At 32.5% G+C, this 21,253-nt stretch carries 22 protein-coding genes and 1 tRNA gene; 10 read left to right on the top strand and 13 right to left on the bottom strand.

Annotated features, from left to right (window positions below):
- The coding region (locus tag HMPREF2801_RS05225; RefSeq protein WP_148130075.1) for an FtsX-like permease family protein at positions 1-715 on the top strand (715 nt) is incomplete at its 5' end.
- Positions 716-771: 56 nt separating this feature from the next.
- On the opposite strand, the gene glpK is transcribed toward HMPREF2801_RS05225, so the two are convergent.
- Complete coding sequence (gene glpK, locus HMPREF2801_RS05220) at positions 772-2,259, bottom strand: glycerol kinase GlpK (RefSeq protein WP_070611005.1); 1,488 nt, start codon at positions 2,257-2,259, stop codon at positions 772-774.
- 88 nt (positions 2,260-2,347) lie between these two features.
- On the opposite strand from glpK, the gene HMPREF2801_RS05215 reads away from it, so the two are divergent.
- A tRNA-Thr gene (locus HMPREF2801_RS05215) sits at positions 2,348-2,423 on the top strand.
- A 39-nt stretch (positions 2,424-2,462) separates the two neighbouring features.
- On the opposite strand, the gene HMPREF2801_RS05210 is transcribed toward HMPREF2801_RS05215, so the two are convergent.
- From HMPREF2801_RS05210 to rpmH, 12 genes are all read right to left on the bottom strand, one after another.
- Positions 2,463-2,879, bottom strand: a complete 417-nt coding sequence (locus HMPREF2801_RS05210) for a hypothetical protein (protein WP_070611004.1) — start codon at positions 2,877-2,879, stop codon at positions 2,463-2,465.
- Positions 2,879-3,769, bottom strand: coding sequence for a PhzF family phenazine biosynthesis protein (locus HMPREF2801_RS05205; protein WP_070611002.1), 891 nt, complete (start codon positions 3,767-3,769; stop codon positions 2,879-2,881). The genes HMPREF2801_RS05210 and HMPREF2801_RS05205 overlap by 1 nt, the downstream gene beginning before the upstream one ends.
- 3 nt (positions 3,770-3,772) lie before the next feature.
- Positions 3,773-4,618 (bottom strand): ParB/RepB/Spo0J family partition protein, encoded by an 846-nt coding sequence (locus HMPREF2801_RS05200; protein WP_070611000.1) that lies wholly within the window; start codon positions 4,616-4,618, stop codon positions 3,773-3,775.
- Positions 4,611-5,366 (bottom strand): ParA family protein, encoded by a 756-nt coding sequence (locus HMPREF2801_RS05195; RefSeq protein ID WP_070610998.1) that lies wholly within the window; start codon positions 5,364-5,366, stop codon positions 4,611-4,613. The genes HMPREF2801_RS05200 and HMPREF2801_RS05195 overlap by 8 nt, the downstream gene beginning before the upstream one ends.
- Positions 5,367-5,575: 209 nt before the next feature.
- Positions 5,576-6,268, bottom strand: coding sequence for a 16S rRNA (guanine(527)-N(7))-methyltransferase RsmG (gene rsmG / locus HMPREF2801_RS05190; RefSeq protein WP_070610997.1), 693 nt, complete (start codon positions 6,266-6,268; stop codon positions 5,576-5,578).
- Positions 6,258-8,162, bottom strand: a complete 1,905-nt coding sequence (mnmG, locus tag HMPREF2801_RS05185; RefSeq protein ID WP_070610995.1) for a tRNA uridine-5-carboxymethylaminomethyl(34) synthesis enzyme MnmG — start codon at positions 8,160-8,162, stop codon at positions 6,258-6,260. Before mnmG ends, rsmG begins: the two co-directional genes overlap by 11 nt.
- Positions 8,163-8,168: 6 nt before the next feature.
- Positions 8,169-9,548: a tRNA uridine-5-carboxymethylaminomethyl(34) synthesis GTPase MnmE gene (mnmE, locus tag HMPREF2801_RS05180; RefSeq protein ID WP_070610994.1), complete on the bottom strand. Its 1,380-nt coding sequence runs from the start codon at positions 9,546-9,548 to the stop codon at positions 8,169-8,171.
- Positions 9,549-9,636: 88 nt separating this feature from the next.
- Complete coding sequence (gene jag, locus HMPREF2801_RS05175) at positions 9,637-10,449, bottom strand: RNA-binding cell elongation regulator Jag/EloR (RefSeq protein WP_070610992.1); 813 nt, start codon at positions 10,447-10,449, stop codon at positions 9,637-9,639.
- Positions 10,449-11,183 carry a YidC/Oxa1 family membrane protein insertase gene (locus tag HMPREF2801_RS05170; protein ID WP_070610991.1) on the bottom strand — a complete coding sequence of 245 codons (735 nt, stop codon included), beginning with the start codon at positions 11,181-11,183 and terminating at the stop codon, positions 10,449-10,451. The genes jag and HMPREF2801_RS05170 overlap by 1 nt, the downstream gene beginning before the upstream one ends.
- Before the next feature lie 18 nt (positions 11,184-11,201).
- Positions 11,202-11,417, bottom strand: a complete 216-nt coding sequence (yidD, locus tag HMPREF2801_RS09045; RefSeq protein ID WP_081578741.1) for a membrane protein insertion efficiency factor YidD — start codon at positions 11,415-11,417, stop codon at positions 11,202-11,204.
- Entirely contained in the window at positions 11,414-11,749 is a 336-nt protein-coding gene (rnpA, locus tag HMPREF2801_RS05165) for a ribonuclease P protein component (protein ID WP_083303715.1), read from the bottom strand. The genes yidD and rnpA overlap by 4 nt, the downstream gene beginning before the upstream one ends.
- Positions 11,750-11,757: 8 nt before the next feature.
- Complete coding sequence (gene rpmH, locus HMPREF2801_RS05160; RefSeq protein WP_019108208.1) at positions 11,758-11,892, bottom strand: 50S ribosomal protein L34; 135 nt, start codon at positions 11,890-11,892, stop codon at positions 11,758-11,760.
- A 434-nt stretch (positions 11,893-12,326) separates the two neighbouring features.
- Between rpmH and dnaA the strand changes: the two genes are divergently transcribed.
- The 8 genes from dnaA (at position 12,327) to HMPREF2801_RS05120 (ending at position 21,245) form a co-directional block, all read left to right on the top strand.
- Positions 12,327-13,676 carry a chromosomal replication initiator protein DnaA gene (gene dnaA / locus HMPREF2801_RS05155; protein WP_070610987.1) on the top strand — a complete coding sequence of 450 codons (1,350 nt, stop codon included), beginning with the start codon at positions 12,327-12,329 and terminating at the stop codon, positions 13,674-13,676.
- 148 nt (positions 13,677-13,824) lie between these two features.
- Positions 13,825-14,919 carry a DNA polymerase III subunit beta gene (gene dnaN, locus HMPREF2801_RS05150; RefSeq protein ID WP_070610985.1) on the top strand — a complete coding sequence of 365 codons (1,095 nt, stop codon included), beginning with the start codon at positions 13,825-13,827 and terminating at the stop codon, positions 14,917-14,919.
- Positions 14,920-14,921: 2 nt separating this feature from the next.
- The gene (yaaA, locus tag HMPREF2801_RS05145; RefSeq protein ID WP_070610983.1) at positions 14,922-15,134 is read left to right on the top strand and encodes a S4 domain-containing protein YaaA; all 213 of its coding nucleotides are present in this window, start codon (positions 14,922-14,924) and stop codon (positions 15,132-15,134) included.
- Positions 15,131-16,207 (top strand): DNA replication/repair protein RecF, encoded by a 1,077-nt coding sequence (gene recF, locus HMPREF2801_RS05140; RefSeq protein WP_070610980.1) that lies wholly within the window; start codon positions 15,131-15,133, stop codon positions 16,205-16,207. The genes yaaA and recF overlap by 4 nt, the downstream gene beginning before the upstream one ends.
- 13 nt (positions 16,208-16,220) lie before the next feature.
- Positions 16,221-18,134, top strand: coding sequence for a DNA topoisomerase (ATP-hydrolyzing) subunit B (gene gyrB, locus HMPREF2801_RS05135; protein ID WP_070610978.1), 1,914 nt, complete (start codon positions 16,221-16,223; stop codon positions 18,132-18,134).
- 9 nt (positions 18,135-18,143) lie between these two features.
- On the top strand, positions 18,144-20,573 hold the full coding sequence (gyrA, locus tag HMPREF2801_RS05130) for a DNA gyrase subunit A (RefSeq protein WP_070610977.1): 2,430 nt from the start codon (positions 18,144-18,146) through the stop codon (positions 20,571-20,573).
- A gap of 8 nt (positions 20,574-20,581) precedes the next feature.
- Positions 20,582-20,893: an STAS domain-containing protein gene (locus tag HMPREF2801_RS05125; RefSeq protein WP_070610976.1), complete on the top strand. Its 312-nt coding sequence runs from the start codon at positions 20,582-20,584 to the stop codon at positions 20,891-20,893.
- Between the two features lies 1 nt (position 20,894).
- Positions 20,895-21,245 carry an ATP-binding protein gene (locus HMPREF2801_RS05120; RefSeq protein WP_019125343.1) on the top strand — a complete coding sequence of 117 codons (351 nt, stop codon included), beginning with the start codon at positions 20,895-20,897 and terminating at the stop codon, positions 21,243-21,245.
- Positions 21,246-21,253 lie beyond the last annotated feature (8 nt).

Raw genomic sequence — 21,253 nt, 5'->3', positions numbered from 1 at the left:
TGGTGGAAAAATTATTAATATTAATAATTTAGCTAATATAAAAAAATTCCCTTACAATTTAGAAGAGCATCTAGGACTTGGAATTTATATTATCACAAATGAAAATTCTTTTGATGAGTTTATAAAAAAATATGGAAACGATCCAGCTAATCCTGCAAATAAATTTATTGTAAAAATAAAAGCAAAGGAAAATTTAAAAGATGTTTCTGAAGATGCAATAAAAATAATCACATCATATTTTCAAAAATCAGATTATTCAATCTTTTCTGATATCACAAGAAAAGCTATAGACTCTGAGCAAAGCCGAAATGAAAATCTATTAAGTTTTGGAATTCAAATAATCTTCTTAATTATTGCCCTATCCAACGCCTATAATTCTTTTCATGGAAATTTGCGAGCTAGAAAAAAAGAATTTAATCTTCTTTCCACTGCAGGTATGACTGATTCGCAAATTAGAAAAATGATAAATAATGAGCTAAAATTTTTAATTACAAGAATTCTTGCTATTTATGCATTTGTATTTGCCTTATCAGTTTTTGCAAGAGCAAAAAGAAGTCCTTATGAAGTAAATTTTGCTATTAGAGAAATTTTAATTAATATAAATTATATGCCTTTGTTATTTATTTTTATTGTAACAATAATTGGTTTACTCTTAGCACAAAAAAGTGGCATGAGAGAGCTATCTCGTGATAACATAATCGATAATTTAAAATAAATTAAATTTAAAGGAGACCTAGTCTATTTGGCTTTGGTCTCCTTCTTCTTTTCTATTTATTTTGCCCAATTCATGGAATACTTTACGGCTTCGTGCCATCTCTTCATTTTTTTATTTCTTTCTTCCTCTTCCATTTTTGGCTCAAAATATTTTTCTATTTCATTGTATTCTCTAATTTCGTCAATATTTTTCCAAAATCCAACTGCAAGACCTGCCATATAGCAAGCGCCAAGGGCTGTAAGTTCCACCACCTTTGGTCTTGTAACTTCAACTCCAAGAATGTCTGATAAAAATTGCATCAAGAAATTATTTTTGCTGACGCCACCGTCAACTTTTAGTGATTTTATTTTTGTCTTTGAATCTTCTTGCATGGCTTCCACTACATCGCAGCTTAGGTATGCTATTGACTCCAAGGCTGCCCTTATTATGTGATATTTATTGACTGAGCCTGTGAGACCAACTATAGATCCCCTGGCGTATTGGTCCCAATAGGGAGCGCCTAAACCTGTAAAGGCTGGTATAAAGTAGCAGTCGTTAGTGTCTTTTACCTTGCTCGCCATGTATTCTGAGTCATCTGCTTGGTCAAGTATTCTTAAGTTATCCCTCAAGAAATTAATGCAAGAGCCTGCTTCAAAAATTGAGCCTTCAAGGGCATATTTTACCTCGCCATTTATGGACCAAGCAATAGTAGATACAAGTCCATTTTGTGACCTTATGAGCTGGTCGCCAGTATTCATGAGTATGAAGGCACCCGTTCCAAAAGTGGATTTTGCCATTCCCTTTTCAAAGGAGGCTGTGCCAAAAAGTGATGACTGTTGGTCGCCTATTGCCGCTGCAATTGGTATTTCGCAGCCCAAATATTTTGACTTGCTCTTGCCATAGATTTCGCTTGAATTTTTTATTTCTGGCAGCATGGACTTAGGTATATCAAAAATTTCTAAAAGTTCGTCGTCCCACTTCTTTTCTTTTATGTTAAACAACATGGTTCTTGAAGCATTTGTGTAGTCAGTTATGTGAACTTCTCCGTCTGTGAGTTTATAGATGAGATAAGTCTCTACTGTTCCGAACAATAGTTCTCCTCTCTCTGCCATTTCCCTTGCGCCTTCTACATTTTCAAGAATCCATCTGATTTTTGTGGCAGAAAAATAGGGGTCTATTACAAGGCCTGTCTTTTCTTTTATTTTTTCTTCAAGACCCTTTTCTTTTAACTCTTCGCAATATTTTGAAGTCCTCTTACATTGCCAAACTATGGCGTTGTAGACTGGCTCCATAGTCTTTTTGTTCCAAACAATTGTAGTCTCTCTTTGGTTTGTTATGCCTATGGCAGCAATATCCTTTGGGTCTATTCCCTTGCGAGACATAGCTTCCACTGCAGTACCAATTTGCTTTGACCAAAGGTCTTCTGCTTCTTCTTCAACATAGCCAGGCTTTGGAAAGTGTTTAATTAATTCTTTTTGTGCAACTGATACTGGATTTCCTTTTTTATCAAAAATTATAGTTCTTGCAGATGTTGTACCTGCATCGAATGCCATTATGTATTTCATTTAATCACCATTCTTATTATATCATTAATGAGAGAGTTTTTTGCAATTTAACTTTTTTCCAATAAGTGCTATAATTATTTTAATCTTTGCTGATATGGCTCAGTTGGTAGAGCAATTGATTCGTAATCAATAGGTCGGCGGTTCAAATCCGCCTATCAGCTCCATTTTTATGAAAAAAGCTGACTTATAAAAGCCAGCTTTTTTTATCTTCCATATTTTTCTATAATATTATCAATCATTTTGGAATCTTTTGAACTGATATTGTAATAAATATTGTTTACTCTAATAGTAAGTCCAGTCTTCACAAAGGAGATCTTGTTGCCGCTTGTAAAGTAGACATTTATATAGTTTGCAATCTCAGCATTAGTGTCCTTGTTTGCTTGTTTTCCTCTCAAACTATTTAAATCTTTTACTATTTTATTTACAGTTTTTTCTTCCTTTATTGTCTTCATATTGTCTGTCTTAAATCCGATTATTTCGATATAATCTACATCTTTTGGATTGATATCAACTATTTTATTTCGCGATGATACTAGGCTCACCCCAAAAAACATAATCACCACAAAAAATATGAAGAGAACAATTTTTGATTTATTTGATTTTCTTCCTTTTCTCGCCATTATATATATAAAACTCCATTCATAAATACGTAAGCTCTTCCCCCGACGCGAACTCTATTCTCTCTATCAGCTATACTTGTGTAGACCTTGGAAATTCTGCCAATGTAATCGCCCTGTATCGCTGTTAAACTCTTTTCTTCAGTGATTTTATTTGAACTTAAATAATACATGGTTGCAGCAGTTGATGTGCCACTTCCAAACTCTTCGTCTTCACCAATTATTGGAGAAAAAGTTCTCTGTTTAATTTCTTTTCCATCCTTTGTTGTAAAGGCGTGAATAGAAATTATTTTTTCCTCCTCTGAAATTTTTAGTGCCTCTTTCTTATCGAGGACGATTGAAGATAGGGCTCTTTCATCTTTAACAGGCACTAGAATGTCGCAAGTTCCTGTTGAAATTTTTTCCATAGTCAAGTTTTCGCAGATTTCAAGTCCAATATCGTCCTTCTTTAAATTTAGAATCTTTAGAATTCTATCTTGGTCCTCAAATTTTTCTTCTAAGAGAACATCTAAATTCATGTAGACATTTTGAATTTTTCCATCCTTATATTCAAGTTCAACTGGAATCTTTCCAATTTTTGTGTGTTGAATAATTTTCTTTATACCTTCATCTTCACTTTTAATATATTCATTTTCCGCTAGAGCATAAAAAGTTGCAACTGTAGCGTGTCCACACAAGTTAATTTCTCCATAAGGAGTAAAAAACCTTGTCAAATAACGGTCTCTATCCAGTTCTCTTACAAAGACAATTACCGATTGATTTATGTCTTTGGCAATATTTTCCATGTCGAGATCAGTGAGTCTCCCGTCGTCAATTACAACTCCTGTTGAATTTCCCATAAAGGCCCTATCTGAAAAGGTTGATACTAAATATGTTGTATAAAATCTCTTCATATGTCACAAAGCCCTCTGTAAAATATAATCTGCAATCCTTGATAAGTCTTCATCACCATAATATTCAATCTCAATCTTTCCGATTTTTCCTCTTTTTTTGATACTTACCTTAGTCCCAAGTGTTCTCTCAATTTCATTTCTTAGGTCTTCCATGAAAATATCCGCAACCTCTCTCTTATCAGCCCTTGTGTTTGCACTATTGTCGTTAACAGGAAGGGAGTGTTTGATAATTTTCATAGCTTCCTTGTACTGTTTGTCGCCATCTTTAATAGATAGCAAATTTTTTCCATGAGATGTGCTGATTTTTTCTTCTTCCAGTAGTTTTAAAACTCTTGGGTCAAGCTTTAAAAGTCTAATGGTGTTTCCAATATATTGTCTACTCTTGCCAATTTCATCTGCAAGTTCCTTTTGTGTCAAATCTTGTGAATCCAAAAGGTGTTTGTAGCTCATGGCTTCTTCTACTGGATTTAAATCTTTTCTTTGAATGTTTTCTATAATTGCAATTCTGCTTGAAATTTCATCAGATACATCTTTTACAATAGCAGGAACGCTTGTAAGTCCTGCCTCTATTGCAGCTCTATATCGTCTTTCTCCAGCTATAATCTCGTACTTTTCATCCTTTTTCTTGAGAAGTAGTGGTTGAATTACTCCATATTTTTCAATGGATTTTGATAAATCATTTAACTCATCTTTGTCAAAATTTTTTCTTGGCTGATCTTCATTTGGAACAATGTCAGCTAGGTCAACCTCCATTAGTTTTGAAGTCTCTTCTTCTATAACTTCTCTTATTTTTTCGCTAGATGATAAGAAATTTCCAATTCCTCTTCCTAGTCCTGTTTTTTTAGCCATCTATTTCACCTATTACTTCCTTGGCAAGATCTGTATAAGCCTTTGCTCCCTTGGATTTGCTGTCATAATCAAATATGTTCATTCCAAAACTTGGTGCCTCTGCCAGCCTAACATTTCTTGGTATAAAAGTTTTAAAAACTTTGTCCTTAAAGAATTTTTCCACTTCTTCCACAACTTGATTGGCAAGGTTAGTCCTTCCATCGTGCATGCACATTACAACACCCAAGATGGTCAAACTTGGATTAAAATTATCTCTCACAAGAGTGATTGTATCCATGAGTTGTGAGACTCCTTCAAGGGCATAGTACTCGCATTGCACAGGGATGAGTATTTTGTCGCTTGCCACTAAAGACATCATAGATAAGATTCCCAGTGAAGGAGGGGAGTCAATGATTACAAAATCATAGTCGTCTCTTACTTTATCTATCATCTTCTTCAACTTGTATTGCCAATCATCGTATCTTGCAAGTTCAATTTCCACACCAGCAAATTCTCCACTAGATGGGATGATGTCAAGTTTATTAAAGGAAGTTTTATAAATTGAATCAATCTCTTCGTCAATGACAAAGTCGTAAATCATATTTTGAAACTCGTATAGACCCAGCCCTGAAGTTGCATTACCCTGAGGATCCATGTCTACTATAAGAGTCTTTTTGCCTCTCAAAGCCAGTGCTGAGCTTAAATTTATGACGGTGGTGCTTTTGCCAACTCCGCCTTTCTGATTAAAAACTGTAATTACAACAGACATTTTTTACCTCATTTCTATATTATTAATAATACCATGTTTGAAATTTTTTTGAAAGATTAAGCAAAAAAATAAGCTCCAAAAAATTATTTTGAAGCTTCGCTCTACGTGGAGCATTTTTATTTTTTATTTAGGCTCTACATGGAGCATTTTTTATTTTTGCCTTCATGCTCTATGTAGAGCATTCATTTTTAATCTCTTTATATTATTTATTATAGTGGCGACTTCCTTGGCTTTCCTCCGCCTCTTGGATACTTTTTATCTGTGTGTTTAACCTTTTTTATGACAATTATATAGTGGTCAATGTCATTAGGTAGGGGAGTGTGAAGGACATTTTGAACTTCTCCTCCCATTACTTCTATGGCTCTTTTTGCGTTTTTTAATTCATCTTCATACTCCGGACCTTTTTGAGAAATAAAATATCCACCAACTTTTACAAAGCCCATGGCATATTCTGTAAGGGTTGATAAGTTTGCGACAGCTCTTGATACTGCAAGGTCATATTGTTCTCTATAATCTTCTGTCCTTGCAATTTCTTCTGCCCTTGCATGAATTGCCTTTATCTTTGTAAGGCCAAGCTCTTCTATCACTCCATTCAAGAAATCAATCCTCTTTCTGAGAGAATCAAGTAAAGTTATGTCCAATTCTTCATTGTAAAGCTTTAAGGGAACTCCCGGAAAGCCTGCACCAGTTCCAATGTCTATGATTTTTTTATCTCCATCAAATAAACCAGTCTTAAATAGACTAAGTGAGTCCAAAAAATGCTTTACATTAAAATCATCTTCTTCAGTAATCCTCGTGAGATTGGTATGCTTGTTGTACTCGAGAATTAATTCTTTATATTTTTCAAATTTATCAATGTTTTTCGTGTCCAGACCGAAATCTCCCATGTAATCAATTAACATTTTTTCTCCTCATTTGTTCAAGGTGTATCAAAAGTACATTTATATCCGCTGGCGAAACTCCAGTTATTCTCGATGCTTGACCAATTGATTCTGGTCTTATGTCTGAAAGTTTTTCTCTCGCTTCTATTCTAAGTCCGTCCATATTTTTATAGTCAATATCCTTTGAAAGCTTTTTATTTTCAAGTTTTTTAAATTGTTTAATTTGTATTTCTTGCTTCTTGATGTAGCCTTCGTATTTTATTTCTATTTCAATATTTCTTATTACATCATAGCGGACAAAAGGTCTATTTTTGTCAAAAACTTCTAGCTTTTTGTAGTCAAGCTCAGGCCTTTTTATGAGCTCATAAAGTGAGAAGGAGTTTTGAGTTTCAGTTGAACCAAGGCTTTCCAGAATTCTGTTATTTTCTGCAGTTGGGTTAATTTGAATCTTTTTAATTCTAGCAATTTCTTCTTCAATTGCATTTTTTCTGTAGAGATAAGCTTTATATCTCTCATCATCTACAAGTCCAATGTCTCTTCCTTTTTGAGTTAGTCTCAAGTCGGCATTGTCCTGCCTTAGTGTAAGTCTATATTCTGCTCTTGAAGTCATCATTCTATAAGGTTCAAGGCTTCCTTTTGTAACTAAATCATCTATTAAAACTCCAATGTAAGCCTCTGATCTATCTAATACAAAGGGTTCTTTTCCTTGAACTTTTAAAGCTGCATTTATACCTGCCACAATTCCTTGGCATCCAGCTTCTTCATAGCCGCTAGAACCATTTATTTGTCCAGCGAAGAATAGTCCATCATAGTCCATGTGCTCCAAGCTTCTCTTTAATAGAGTTGCGTCAATTGCGTCGTATTCAATGGCATAGGCAGGTCTTAAAATTTTGCAGTTTTCCATTCCAATTATTTCTTTATAAAATTCTTGTTGAATTTCTACTGGTAGGGAAGAGGAAACTCCTTGAATATACATCTCATCAGTTGTAAGTCCTTCTGGTTCAATAAAAACTTGATGGGCATCTCTATCTGCAAATCTTGTTACCTTATCTTCAATTGATGGGCAGTATCTGGGACCCTTTCCCTCAATGTCGCCAAGTGCCAAGGCTGATCTTCCAATGTTTTCTCTTATAATGTCGTGGCATTTTTTTGTAGTATAAGTTAGATAACAAAGCTCTTGGTCAATGTCATATTCCTTATCTATGTTTAAGAAAGAAAAGGGAACAATTTTTTCGTCTCCATGTTGTTCTGTCATGACTGAATAATCTATTGATTTTCTCAAAACTCTTGCAGGAGTACCAGTTTTAAGCCTTCTAAGCTTCATTCCAAAATCTTTTTCAAGGCTTTCTGAAAGATAATTAGCTGGACCGAAGCCACTTGGACCAGAAGAATAATTTACTTCTCCCATAAATATCCTTGATCTTAGATAAGTTCCAGAGCAAATTACGACGCACTTTGTCTTGTATTTTGCGCCATTTTTAGTCAATACTCCAGTAACTTTATTGCCATCTTTTAAAATTCTAATGGCTTCGTCTTGCACAAGATAAAGATTATCTTCATTTTCCAAAACTCTCTTCATCTCTTCATGATACTTTCTCTTGTCGGCTTGAACTCTAAGTGAGTGAACTGCTGGACCCTTTGAAGTATTAAGCATCCTGGATTGGATAAAAGTCTTATCTATATTTTTTGCCATTTCTCCGCCAAGGGCGTCGATTTCACGCACCAGGTGTCCCTTGCCTGTGCCGCCAATGTTTGGGTTACAGCTCATTTGTGCAATTGAATCCAAGTTTATACATAATAAAAGAGTTTTTGCACCAAGTCTTGCAGAGGCAAGAGCAGCTTCACTGCCTGCGTGACCTGCCCCAATTACTACTGTGTCAAAATCTCCAGCTTCAAAATATTTAATATCTGACATCTTTACCTACTTTCCTATACAAAATTCAGAAAATACTCTGTCCAAAATATCTTCTGTAGTAATTGTTCCTGTTATTTCAGAAATGTGAGCAATTACATTTTCAAGGTCAACTTCAATTAAATCTAAAAACACCCTTTTATTTAGGCTCTCATTTACCCCTAAAAGCTCTTTTTTTGCTTCCCTTAATGCATTTATATGCCTTAAATTAGAAAGCACCGTATCGGAGGAAATTTGAAGCTCTCCATCAAAAAACAAATCTATAATGAGTTTTTCCACCTTCATAACAGATTCATTTTCCATAACTGAAAGTCTCAAATAATCATCTTTAAAATATTTTTCGATTTCATCATCAGAAATCTTTTGTTCTAAGTCGTCCTTGTTTAAAATGATAATATGTTTTTTATTTTCAATTAATTTTAAAATTTCCTTGTCGTCTTGGTCAAAGTCTCTTGAAATATCAAAAATTGCAATTACAAGATCTGCATCCTTTAACTTTTCCCTGGCAATATTTACGCCAATTTTTTCAACTTCATCCTCAGTCTCTCTAATACCTGCAGTGTCAGAAATTTTTAAGAGAACTCCATCTAAGTTGATGTAATCTTCAATTACATCTCTCGTTGTTCCTGCAATGTCTGTTACAATCGCCCTATCGTACTTTAATAGACCATTTAAAAGAGAAGACTTGCCAACATTTGGCTTGCCAAGAATTACTGTGTTTATGCCGTCTCTCAACAGCCTAGAGTTTTTAGAATTTTCAAGAAGCTTATCCATCTTTTCCAAAATCTTATTACTTCTGTCGAGGAGGTCGTTATAGGCAGCATCTTCTATATCTTCGTCAGGAAAATCGATGTTTGCCACAATTAGAGCCTGCATGGAAACAAGTTCATCCTTTAACTTATTTAAAACTTCGCTTAAGGCACCACCAAGTTGATTTAAACCAAGGTCAAAGGAAATGTCTGTCTTGGCTTTAATAAGGTCAATTACAGCTTCAGCTTGGGTTAAATCAATCCTTCCATTTAAAAATCCCCTCTTAGTAAACTCGCCCTTTTCAGCAAGCCTTGCGCCCTTAGATAAAATTAAATTTAAAATTCTCTTCACAGAAACGACGCCGCCATGACAGTGGATTTCTACAATATCTTCTGCCGTGTAGGAGTGAGGTCCCTTCATCTTAACAACTAAAACCTCATCTATTTTTTTGTCACCGTCACATATATGACCATACAAAAATTTTCTGTTTTCAGCCTCTGCCATCTTAGTTCCACTTGCAGACACAAAAATCTTATCTATTATATTTATTGAATCGTCGCCGCTCATTCTTACAATGGCAATACCAGCTTCGCCAATTGCAGTAGAAATTGCAGCAATAGTATCATTTAAATTTCCCATAAAATCAGTCCTTTTAAACTATATTACTACAATTAAAGGAAATAAAAAAGAAGGCTTTTAAAATAAAGCCCTCATAAATATTTTCTTTTTAATATTTTCTTTCCTTTTGAATTACAACTTTTCTAAAAGGATCTTTACCTTCAGAGTGTGTAAGCACTCCTTCATAATCTTGCAAGGCTGTGTGGATAATTTTTCTTTCATAAGAATTCATAGGTTCAAGTTTAACTGACCTACCAGTTTTTGTTACCTTATTAGCCATTTTCTTTGCAAGATTTATAAGAGTTTCTTTTCTCTTTTCTCTATAACCACTAGAATCTAAATTGACTCTAATATATCTTGAAGATTTTTTATTGACTATTAAATTTAAAATATATTGAATTGAATCAAGAGTTACACCTCTTTTTCCAATTAAAATACCTAGTCTATTTTCATCTCCATTGACATTAATAGTTAGAACATTATCCTTAAGTTCCATTTCCACGCTGTTTTCAAGTTCAAAAGTATCAAGAATTTTTGAAATAAATTCTCTGGCAGCATCTAAAATTTCTTGGTTTTCTTCTTCTATGCTCTTTGTGCCTTCTTCTACATCAATAACTTCTTGTACTTCTTCAGTGGAAACTTCATTGTTTTCGATTTCAAGTTCAACATCTTCGTGAACTGCTTCCTGGCTCTTCTCTGTTTCAATTTCTTCATTAAATATTTCATTTAAAATACTTTTAGTTTCATCTTCTCTTGGCCATACTTTTACAGTGGCATCCTTAGAACCAATAAGTCCCAAAAATCCCTTTTGACCTTCATCTAGTATTTCAATTTCAGCTTTTTCTCTAGAAATATTTAATTCTTTTAGAGCCTCTCTTACTGCTTCATCTACGGATTTTCCCGTTTTAATTACATAATTCATTACTTATCATTAACCTCAACTTCTTCAATCTCTTCTTCTACAATCTTATTAGTAATAAGCTGTTGGACTATTGAAAATATATTAGAAACAGTCCAATAAATAACAAGACCAGCTGCATATTTTCTCGCCATTGAAAAAATTAAAATTGGCATTACAACCATCATAGTTGTCATCATAGACTTAGCTTGATCAGCACCTGCACCTTGAGTAGCAGGGTTTTTAGTAGTAATAAAACTTACTAAAAATGTTGAAACAGCAGCTATTACTGGCATAATTAGAGTTGTATCTGCATGATCAATATTTTCTATATAGAAGAAATTCTTGTTCATGGCTTCATAAAAACCTGGGTCTGTAAAAGCAAAGGTTTGTGGGTTTATAAAAACTCTATAAAAAGCAATTAATACAACCATTGTTATAATCATAGGAAGACATCCTGCAGCAACATTTGTATTATTTTCCTTATAAAGCTTTTGTTGTTTTGCAGCTAAAGTTTGCGGATCATTTTTGTACTTTTTTTGAATTCTCTTAAGCTCAGGTTGAATTTTTGCCATTTTCTTTTGATTTTTCATTTGAGAAATGTTAAGTGGCAAAATAAAAAGCTTAATAATAATAGTCGCAATAATAATTGAAAGTGCAAAATATGAAACTTGAGCTGGTTCCTGTGGCATAACTGCAGCAAGTCCATCATAGATGAGCTTTACAAATCTGCCAAGTATAGAACTAATTAAATGCATTAATAAATTCCTCCAATATTAAATGAGAGGATCGTAACCGCCTTTATGAAAGGGATGGCATTTTAAAATCCTTCTAATAGTTAGATAAGATCCTTTAAAAAAACCATATTTCTCGTAGGCTTCATAACTGTATTGTGAACAAGTGGGTGTAAATCTACAGTGCCTTCCTGGTAAAAGATATGTGGAAATAAATTTTTGATAAAATCTTATTAATAACATACATATTTTACTCATTTAATCATCTTCTTTTGTCTTTTCAAAACAGAAAAAAAAGAATTCTTAAAGTCTTTAAAATCAGATTCACTGGCATCCTTTTTTGCAACGAATACATAATCATAACCTGATTTTATTTTATGAGAATTCTCCCTTAAAAGGTGTTTTAATCTTCTTCTAACAAAATTTCTATTTACTGCATTTCCAACTTTTTTAGTGACAGTTATGCCGAACCTTGGATAATCTCTATTATTTTCTACAGTAAAAAGAGTGATATATCTTGATCCAGAAATTTTCTTATTAGAATAAACCCTCTGAAATTCACTATTCTTTTTTAAATAACAATCCTTCATTATAAAACCTAAGCTGAAAGTCTCTTTCTGCCCTTTCTTCTTCTAGCCTTTATAACGGCTCTTCCTGATCTAGTTCTCATTCTTGAACGAAAACCATGTTCTCTTTTTCTTTGTTTGTTTTTTGGTTGAAAAGTTCTCTTCAAAGTTCTCACCTCTTTCTATCCTTATCATTTTATTTACAAATGGGAAAGTTGTCAAGTATTATCAATAAAATATCGATAAAATAATAACTAATGATATGAAAAAATAAGCAAAACAAAAAATCTTTCAAAATCCAAGCTTGTTGATAAGTCTGCCATTATTTGTTAAAATATATGTGGATAAATATGAAGTGTATGTAGATAAAAACAAAATTGTTTATAAATAAAGTTATTAACATTCTGTTGATAAAGTGTTGATAATTTTATTTTTATTTTTCTAAAATTAGTAAATTTTCAATTTTTAAAATAAATTTATCAACAAATTTACTAAAATTTACTTGTTTATAATTTTTTATCCACATGTCTATTAACAAATGTAGATTTACTTATAAACAAAAAAATTATAAACAAAGAGTATTTGTTAATGAGGAGGAAATATGGACAAAGAACTTTCCACTATGTGGGAATCTTTCTTAAAAGAACTTGAAAAAAAATCTATGTCTCAAGTTACATATTCCACTTGGTTTTCAAGAATGCTTCCAAAATCAATTGACTACGACAATAAAAAAATTGTAATTACAGTTCCATCACCCTTTATAAGAGATTATCTTGCCAATAACAAGAGACATTTCGATTTAGTTGGCGATGCATTAAAGGAAATTACAGGAATTGATTTTGATATTAGCATTATTTCAGAAGATGAGGCAAGTGACACAAATCCTGCAGGCCTTATAAATAAGAAATTTTTAAATGTCTCAAGGCTCAACCCAAAATATACTTTTGAGACTTTTGTAGTTGGCAAAAGCAATGAATTTGCTCATGCAGCAGCACTTGCAGTTTCTGAAAATTATGAAAATCCGCAAAATGCCTTTTCAAACCCACTTTTCATATATGGAGGTGTTGGACTTGGAAAGACCCATTTAATGCACGCAATTGGACATTTTGTACTAGAACAAGATCCTACTAAAAAAATTTTATACGTTACAAGTGAGCAGTTTACAAACGAACTTATTAATTCAATTCAAACTAATAAGAACGAGGACTTTAGAAATAAGTATAGGAAGGTTGATCTTCTCTTAATTGACGATATTCAATTTATTGCCGATAAAGATAGGACTCAGGAAGAATTTTTCCATACTTTTAATGAACTTCACGAGCAAAACAAGCAAATTGTACTTACTTCTGATAAACCACCTAAGGAAATTAAAAGTCTTGAAGAAAGGTTAATTTCAAGGTTTGCCTGGGGGCTTGTAGTTGATATTGGACCTCCTGATTTAGAAACTAGAATTGCAATTTTGAGAAAAAAAGCAGACTCAGAAGGTTTTGAAGTTAGCCAAGAAGTTATGAATTTTATAGCAGAAAATGTAAGAAGTAATATTAGAGAACTTGAAGGAGCACTATCTCGAGTAATGGCATATTCTAAACTTACAGATTCTGAAATTTCAGTTGATTCTGCTGCCATTGTTCTTCGTGATATTTACGAAACTAAGGCAAAAAAACAAATTACTGCAGAATTTATAAAATCTGAAGTTGCAAAAAAATATGGGCTTACAATTGATGATTTAAATTCAAGAAAGAGAACTAAGGCAATTGCTTATCCAAGGCAAATAGCAATGTATATTACTAGAGAACTCACTGACTTGAGTCTTCCAAAAATAGGCGATGTATTTGGTGGTCGTGATCACTCAACTGTAATTCACGCTTACGATAAAATAAGAGAGGATTTAGATGATGATCCTATATTTAAAATTGAGATAACAAATTTAATAAAAGAAATAAAATCTTAATTGTTGATAACTTATAATAAGTTAAAAACTTATCAACAGTTTATCAATATTAAATTTTATTTTATCTTATGGATTAGAGGGACTTATACACAAATCCACAAGCCCTACTACTATTACTAATTAATATACTACTTTCTAGGAGGAAAAAATGCTAATAAAGGTTAACAGAAAAGAACTGACAAAACATATTTCAATAGTTCAAAAGGCAATTTCTCAAAGAACAACTATGCAAATTCTTGAAGGTATAAAAATTACAGCTAAGGATAATACTTTAATACTTACGGCAACGGATACTGAGATAAGTATAGAGACAAAATTAAATGCCATAGTTGAAAGAGAAGGAGAAATTGTAATAAATTCCAGACTCTTTGGGGATATTGTCAGAAAACTTGAAAATGACATTATAAATATAAGCGTAGAAAATTATATGATGAACCTAAAATGTGGTGATTCTATTTTTAATATTTCTACTCAAAAATCAGATGAGTATCCAGATCTTCCAAAGGTTGAAGAGGATATAAGGATACTAATATCTGCTAAGGATTTAAAAAATATTGTAAAGAAAACTACTTTTGCAGTTTCAACTGACGAATCAAGAATTGTCTTTACAGGTGTTTTAATGGATATAAAGAAGAACTTTATAAACTTTGTGGCACTAGATGGTTTTAGAATGGCAATTCAAAAGCTCGAAAAGGAAACTGGAATAGAAAATAAAGTTATAATTCCATCAAGGTCTCTCAATGAACTTGTAAAAATAATTGATGACGATATAGATGTTGCCTTAAACATTTCAAGAAATAATATAGTCTTTAAATTTGATGAGACTGTATTTTATAGTACTCTTTTAAGTGGAGAATTCTTTAGCTACAGTGCACTTTTAAGAGATGAAAATAAAATTTCTACTACTGTATCTAAGAGAGAATTTCAACTTGCAGTGGAAAGAGCTTCTCTTCTTGCAAGAGAAGACAGGGCAAATCTTATAAAATTAAATGTAAATGAAAATTATATTAACATCAAAAGTAATTCAGAAATTGGTGATGTTTTTGAAAAAGTTAGGACATCTGAACATGATGAAAATTTAGATATTGCCTTTAATTCAAGATATGTTTTAGATGGAGTAAAAATTTTAGAATCAGAAGATATTGTGCTTAATTTCACAGATTCTGTAAACCCACTTATAATTACAGAAGCTGAAGACGAGACTTATATATATCTTGTACTTCCAGTAAGACTTGCGGGGTAAAGATGGAAACTATAAATATAGACACTGAATTTATAAAACTAGATTCTCTCTTAAAACTTACAGGACTTGTAGAATCAGGTGGCTTTGCAAAAACTATGATTTTAGATGGACTTGTTAAAGTAAATGGAGAAGTAGAAACTAGACGAGGAAAAAAATTATACAAGGGAGACAAAATTTCCTTTGCAGGAAATGAATTTGTAATTGGTGAGAAATGAAACTCAAATATCTAAGACTTTTTAATTTCAGAAATTACAAGAGTTTAGATTTTATTCCTGGTGAAAATATAAATGTGCTTTATGGTTTAAATGCTTCAGGAAAGACAAATTTAATTGAATCAATTTATATGTCTATAAGGGCAAACTCCTTTAGAAATCCAAAGGACAAAGACCTCATAAATATTGACGAGAATGCTTCTAGCATAATAAGTAGATTTAATACTGGCGATTATAAAGATGACTTTCGTGTTGAAATTTCAAAGTTTGAAAATAAAAAATTATTTATAAATGATGAAAAAGTAAACACCAAGGATTACAGAAAATCAAGGTTTGTAGTCCTCTTTAATCCTGATGATCTCAATATTATAAAATATTCACCAAAGGAAAGAAGAAAATTTTTAGATGATTTACTGTCAAATATCGATTTAAATTACGATTTTTATATGTATAGGTACAGAAGACTTTTATTCGAGAGAAATAGACTACTTAAGATGAATATGGATAAAAATCTTTTAGATGTGTATGACAGAGAAATGGTAAAAAATGGCACAAAAATCATTATCATGAGGTTAAAAACCATTAAGAGGTTAAATGAAATTGCAAGGGAGCATTATAAATTAATTTCTGGCGATGATTTAAATATAACCTATCTTTCCACAGTTCCAGTTTTAGTAGATGAAAGAGAACTTATGGAAAGTTATTTAAAACTAATGAAGGATTCTCTTCCAAAGGACATAGAAAAAAAATACACGACTATTGGTCCTCACAGAGATGATTTAGATTTTAAGATCAACAAATTTTCTTCTAAGAGTTATGGCTCCCAAGGTGAACAGAGAAGCATTGTACTTAGTTTAAAATTAGCTGAAGCAGATTTAATTAAAGATTTATATAAAATAAAACCTCTTCTTCTTTTAGATGATGTTTTTTCAGAAATTGATTCCAATAGAAGTAGGTATTTATTACATTCATTAAAAGATTTACAGACCTTTATTACTACTACAGAAACTGATGACTTTTTAAAATCAGTTGATGCAAATTTTTATAAAATAAGTGAAGGTAAAGTAATGTATTAGAATAGGAGATAAAATGGCAAAGGACAAAAGACATTATGACGCATCGGACATACAGGTCTTAGAGGGATTAGATCCCGTTAGAAAAAGACCTGGGATGTATATTGGTTCTACTGGACCAAGAGGCTTGCACCATCTAGTTTATGAAGTTGTAGATAACTCAATAGATGAAGCTTTAGCCGGCATATGCGATCACATAATAATTAAAATTAATAAAAATGGAAGTGTAGAAATTTCTGATAATGGTTCAGGTATTCCAGTTGCTATACATCCACAAACTGGCAAATCTACAGTAGAAACTGTACTTACAATTCTTCACGCAGGAGGAAAATTTGACAACTCTGCCTACAAAGTTTCTGGTGGACTTCACGGTGTAGGTGTATCTGTAGTAAATGCTCTTTCCAATAAATTAGTTGCAACTGTTAAAAGAGATGGAAAAATATACAGACAAGAATTTTCCAAGGGCATAAGAAAAAGTGAACTTGAAGTAATTGGAGAAACTAAATTAGATGATACTGGTACAACAATTTATTTTGAGCCAGATGATACTATCTTTGAAACTGTAGAATTTTCTGACGAAGTTCTCTCTAAAAGATTTAGAGAGATGGCTTTTCTAAATAAGGGCATTAAAATTGAATTTATTGACGAGAGAAAAGAATTAAATGAAGTTTACCACTATGAAGGAGGAATTAAATCCTTTGTTGAATTTATAAATAAAAAGAAAAAGGCAATTCACGATGAAATTATTTATATAGATGAAATTAGAGAAGAAACAGCAGTAGAAATTGCAATTCAATACACAGATTCTTACTCAGAAGTTGTGCTTTCCTTTGCAAATAATATTAATACTGAAGAAGGTGGAAGTCACCTTTCAGGCTTTAGGTCTGCTCTTACTAGAACCTTAAATGATTATGGCAGAAAAAATAATATTATTAAGGAAAAAGAAGAAAATCTTTCTGGTGAAGATGTTAGAGAAGGAATTTCTGCAGTAATAAGTGTAAAACTTACTGATCCACAATTTGAAGGACAAACTAAGGCAAAACTTGGAAATTCAGAAACTAGAGGAATTGTCGATTCAGTTTTATCTGAAGACTTGGCAGTTTTCTTGGAAGAAAATCCAAAAGTTGGAAAACAAATTTTAGACAAGGCTCTTTCAGCAAGAAGAGCAAGAGAAGCTGCTAGAAAGGCAAGAGACTTAACTAGAAAGAAAAATAATCTTGAGTCCATGACTCTTCCTGGCAAACTTAAAGACTGTCAAAATGATGATCCAGGAAAAAATGAAATATTCCTAGTAGAAGGTAATTCTGCCGGTGGTTCTGCTACTGACGGCAGGGATTCAGCTTACCAAGCAATACTTCCCCTAAGAGGAAAGATTATGAATGTTGAAAAGGCAAGACTAGATAAAATGCTCAATTCATCTGAAATTCGTGCCATGATAACAGCCTTTGGAACAGGAATTGGAGAAGAATTTGACATAAATAAGCTAAGGTATGACAAGATAATAATCATGACCGATGCCGATGTGGACGGTGCCCATATTATGACCCTTCTTTTGACTTTCTTCTTTAGATACATGAAGCCTCTCATAGAGGAAGGACATGTATATGTTGCTCAAGCTCCACTTTATGGAATAGAAAAGGGAACTAAAATCCTTAGATACTGTCACAATGAAAAGGAACTTAGACTTGCCCTTAAAGAATACAAGGACGCAAAGATAAATATTAAGAGATATAAGGGTCTTGGTGAAATGAACCCAGAACAACTTTGGGAAACCACTATGAACCCAGACAACAGACTTCTTTTGAAGGTAAATATAGATGATTTATCTGAAGCTGATGACACTTTCTCAATTTTAATGGGAACTGATGTTGAGCCAAGAAGAGATTTTATAACAGAAAATGCAATTTATGCAGATTATATAGATGCATAGGGGTGAAAGATGACTGAAAATAAATTTATAGAATCAGGAATACTTGATGTAGATATTAATAAAAAGATGAGGTCTTCTTACCTCGATTATTCAATGTCTGTAATAGTTGCAAGAGCACTTCCTGATGTACGCGATGGACTAAAACCAGTTCACAGAAGAATTTTATACGGCATGCAAGGACTTAACCTTGCATCAGGTGGACCTTACAGAAAGTCAGCAAGACTTGTTGGGGATGTAATGGGTAAGTATCACCCTCATGGTGACTCATCTATTTACGAAGCAACAGTAAGACTTGCACAAGATTTTAACACAAGATATCCACTAGTTGATGGACAAGGAAACTTTGGCAATATTGATGGCGACGGCGCTGCAGCTATGCGTTATACAGAAGTAAGAATGACTAAGCTTGCAGAAGAAATGCTAAGAGATATAAACAAGGACACAGTTGACTTTGTTCCAAACTTTGACGAAAACGAAAATGAACCAACAATACTTCCATCTAGATTTCCAAATCTTTTAGTAAATGGTTCTTCTGGTATAGCCGTAGGTATGGCTACAAATATGGCTCCCCACAATATGAATGAATCCATTGATGGGATTATAGCCTATATTGACAACGACAATATTTCCATTTCTGAATTAAATGAAATAATCAAGGGACCAGATTTTCCTACAGGTGCTCAAATTATGGGAACTGAAGGAATAAAGGAAGCCTATGAAACTGGCAGAGGAAAAATAACTGTAAGGGCAATTGCAGAAGTAAAGAGTTTTAAAAACAATCGTGAAAAAATTGTAATTACAGAACTTCCTTATCAAGTAAATAAATCTGCTCTAATTATGAAAATTGCTGACCTTGCAAAAAATAAAGTAATTGACGGAATTTCAAATATAACAGATGCTTCAAATAGAAAGGGCATCAACATAATTGTTGAACTAAAAAGAGATGCCAATGCAGAAGTTGTTTTAAATAAGCTCTATAAAAATACACAAATGCAAACAACTTTTGGAATTATAAATCTTGCCCTAGTAAATGGAAGACCAGAAGTTTTAAATTTAAAGGAAATCATAAGATATTATGTGGACCACCAAGTTGAAGTTGTAACTAGAAGGACAAAGTTCGACTTAGACAAGGCTGAAAAGAGAGCTCACATAGTTGAAGGACTTTTTATAGCCCTAGATAATATTGACAGAATCATAAAAATTGTAAGGTCATCTAAAGATGACAATGAAGCAAAGGAAAAGTTCTACCAAGAATTTAAATTATCTGATGCACAATCTCAAGCTATTTTGGATATGAGAATCAGAAGACTTACAGGACTTGAAAGAGAAAGACTTGAAGCCGAATATGAAAAGCTAAAGGCAGACATAAAATGGTTTAAAGAAGTTTTGGAAAATAACGATGTACTTATGAATGTCATAAAAGAAGAACTTCTTGAAATAAAAACAAAGTATGGTGATCTTAGAAGAACTGTAATTTCTCACGACAGAACTGATATCGAAATGGAAGATATTATTAAGAGAGAAGATGTCGTAATAACTCTTACTCAATTTGGTTACATCAAGAGAATGAGCGAGGGAACTTATAAGCCACAAAAGAGAGGCGGCAGAGGAGTCTCCTCTGGAAATATGAGAGACGAAGACTTTGTCAAAGAACTTTTTGTCACATCAACTCACGATATGATTTTATTCTTCACATCTTTAGGAAATGTCTTTAAGTTAAAGGCTTATGAAATTCCAGAAGATTCAAGAACTTCAAGGGGAACTGCAATTATTAATCTACTTGATCTTCAAGAAGGTGAAAGAGTTACTTCAATAATTCCAGTGGAAGAATATGACCCTGACATGAATTTCTTAATGGTTACAGAAAAGGGACTTATTAAGAGAACTCCTTTTAAGGAATATAAAAACATTAGAAAAACTGGAATAATTGCCATAAAATTAAATGAAGGCGACAAGTTAATTGATGTTCATTTGACTAAGAATGAGGAAGATGTAATTCTTGTAACTAAAAAAGGTCTTGCTATAAGATTTAATGAAGAACAAGTTAGAAAATCTGGCAGAAATTCTATGGGAGTCAAGTCAATTGATTTAGATGATGATGATATTGTAGTTTCATCTGATTTAGTTTGCGAAGATAAGTATCTTCTCGTAATATCAGAAAATGGTTTTGGAAAATTAACTGAAATAGCTAAGTACAGACCACAAAACAGAGGCGGCAAGGGACTTCTAACTTATAAAATTACTAAGAAGACTGGAGATGTAGCTGCTGCTGCAGTAGTGGAAAAGGAAGACGATGTAATGATAATTGCAGATTCTGGAATTATTATTAGAATTTTGACAGAGGACATTTCAATTCAAGGAAGAAATACTTCTGGGGTTAAACTTATGAACTTGACAGATGCTAAAGTTGTAGCTGTTGCCAACTATATTGGAGATTAGGAGGCTTTATGGAATTTAAATTAGAGTCAAAAAATACTGATGAATTTTTAGTTTTATATCCCAAGGGAGAACTTGATGTATATAATACAAAAAAATTCAAAGAAAAATCTTTAAAGATTTATGAAAAAGACAAAAAAGATATTTTATTTGATTGCAGTGACTTGGAATATCTTGACTCAACAGGTCTTGGTTCACTTATTTTCATCTTAAAGGAAATAGAAAAAGACGGTCATAAAATTGTAATTGAAAATCTAAACAATTCAATACTAAAGCTCTTTAAGATAACTAAACTTGAAGATATGTTTGAAATCAGGGGGTAGTATGGATAGGCTTAAATATCAAATACCAAATGATGCAAAATACTTTTCTACAGTAAGGCTTATGCTATCAGGAATCTTAAATCTTTTAAATAGAAATATTGAAGAGATTGAAGACTTAAAAATGGCAGTTACAGAAAGTTTAAACATTGCACATAATTTAAATGAAGAAGATCATATTGACTTGGTATTTGAAATAGAAGATGAAAAAAATATAAAAATTTGTGTAAGTGAAATTGAAGAAGAAAAACTAGAATCATGTGAGAAATTATTCCTCGCAAAAACGATTATAGACTCTCTTGTAGACGAATGTTATTTTAATGAAAATACATTTATTTTATCAAAAAAATTGTAAGGATTTGT

The sequence above is a fragment of the Peptoniphilus sp. HMSC062D09 genome, assembly GCF_001811425.1.
Lineage (GTDB): Bacteria > Bacillota > Clostridia > Tissierellales > Peptoniphilaceae > Peptoniphilus_A.
The sequence above is the reverse complement of the archived record's forward strand: the minus strand, read 5'-3'. Positions and strand labels throughout refer to the sequence as shown.

Excerpts from the sequence above, each read along its gene's own strand:
- glpK (WP_070611005.1), bottom strand. The coding sequence starts at position 2,259 with ATGAAATACATAATGGCATTCGATGCAGGTACAACATCTGCAAGAACT.
- yaaA (WP_070610983.1), top strand. The coding sequence starts at position 14,922 with ATGGAAACTATAAATATAGACACTGAATTTATAAAACTAGATTCTCTC.
- rnpA (WP_083303715.1), bottom strand. The coding sequence starts at position 11,749 with ATGAAGGATTGTTATTTAAAAAAGAATAGTGAATTTCAGAGGGTTTAT.
- HMPREF2801_RS05205 (WP_070611002.1), bottom strand. The coding sequence starts at position 3,769 with ATGAAGAGATTTTATACAACATATTTAGTATCAACCTTTTCAGATAGG.
- recF (WP_070610980.1), top strand. The coding sequence starts at position 15,131 with ATGAAACTCAAATATCTAAGACTTTTTAATTTCAGAAATTACAAGAGT.
- gyrB (WP_070610978.1), top strand. The coding sequence starts at position 16,221 with ATGGCAAAGGACAAAAGACATTATGACGCATCGGACATACAGGTCTTA.
- dnaN (WP_070610985.1), top strand. The coding sequence starts at position 13,825 with ATGCTAATAAAGGTTAACAGAAAAGAACTGACAAAACATATTTCAATA.
- mnmG (WP_070610995.1), bottom strand. The coding sequence starts at position 8,162 with ATGTCAGATATTAAATATTTTGAAGCTGGAGATTTTGACACAGTAGTA.
- HMPREF2801_RS05200 (WP_070611000.1), bottom strand. The coding sequence starts at position 4,618 with ATGGCTAAAAAAACAGGACTAGGAAGAGGAATTGGAAATTTCTTATCA.
- jag (WP_070610992.1), bottom strand. The coding sequence starts at position 10,449 with ATGAATTATGTAATTAAAACGGGAAAATCCGTAGATGAAGCAGTAAGA.
- rsmG (WP_070610997.1), bottom strand. The coding sequence starts at position 6,268 with ATGTTAATTGATTACATGGGAGATTTCGGTCTGGACACGAAAAACATT.
- gyrA (WP_070610977.1), top strand. The coding sequence starts at position 18,144 with ATGACTGAAAATAAATTTATAGAATCAGGAATACTTGATGTAGATATT.
- HMPREF2801_RS05120 (WP_019125343.1), top strand. The coding sequence starts at position 20,895 with ATGGATAGGCTTAAATATCAAATACCAAATGATGCAAAATACTTTTCT.
- HMPREF2801_RS05210 (WP_070611004.1), bottom strand. The coding sequence starts at position 2,879 with ATGGCGAGAAAAGGAAGAAAATCAAATAAATCAAAAATTGTTCTCTTC.
- HMPREF2801_RS05170 (WP_070610991.1), bottom strand. The coding sequence starts at position 11,183 with ATGCATTTAATTAGTTCTATACTTGGCAGATTTGTAAAGCTCATCTAT.
- HMPREF2801_RS05195 (WP_070610998.1), bottom strand. The coding sequence starts at position 5,366 with ATGTCTGTTGTAATTACAGTTTTTAATCAGAAAGGCGGAGTTGGCAAA.
- dnaA (WP_070610987.1), top strand. The coding sequence starts at position 12,327 with ATGGACAAAGAACTTTCCACTATGTGGGAATCTTTCTTAAAAGAACTT.
- yidD (WP_081578741.1), bottom strand. The coding sequence starts at position 11,417 with ATGAGTAAAATATGTATGTTATTAATAAGATTTTATCAAAAATTTATT.
- HMPREF2801_RS05125 (WP_070610976.1), top strand. The coding sequence starts at position 20,582 with ATGGAATTTAAATTAGAGTCAAAAAATACTGATGAATTTTTAGTTTTA.
- mnmE (WP_070610994.1), bottom strand. The coding sequence starts at position 9,548 with ATGGGAAATTTAAATGATACTATTGCTGCAATTTCTACTGCAATTGGC.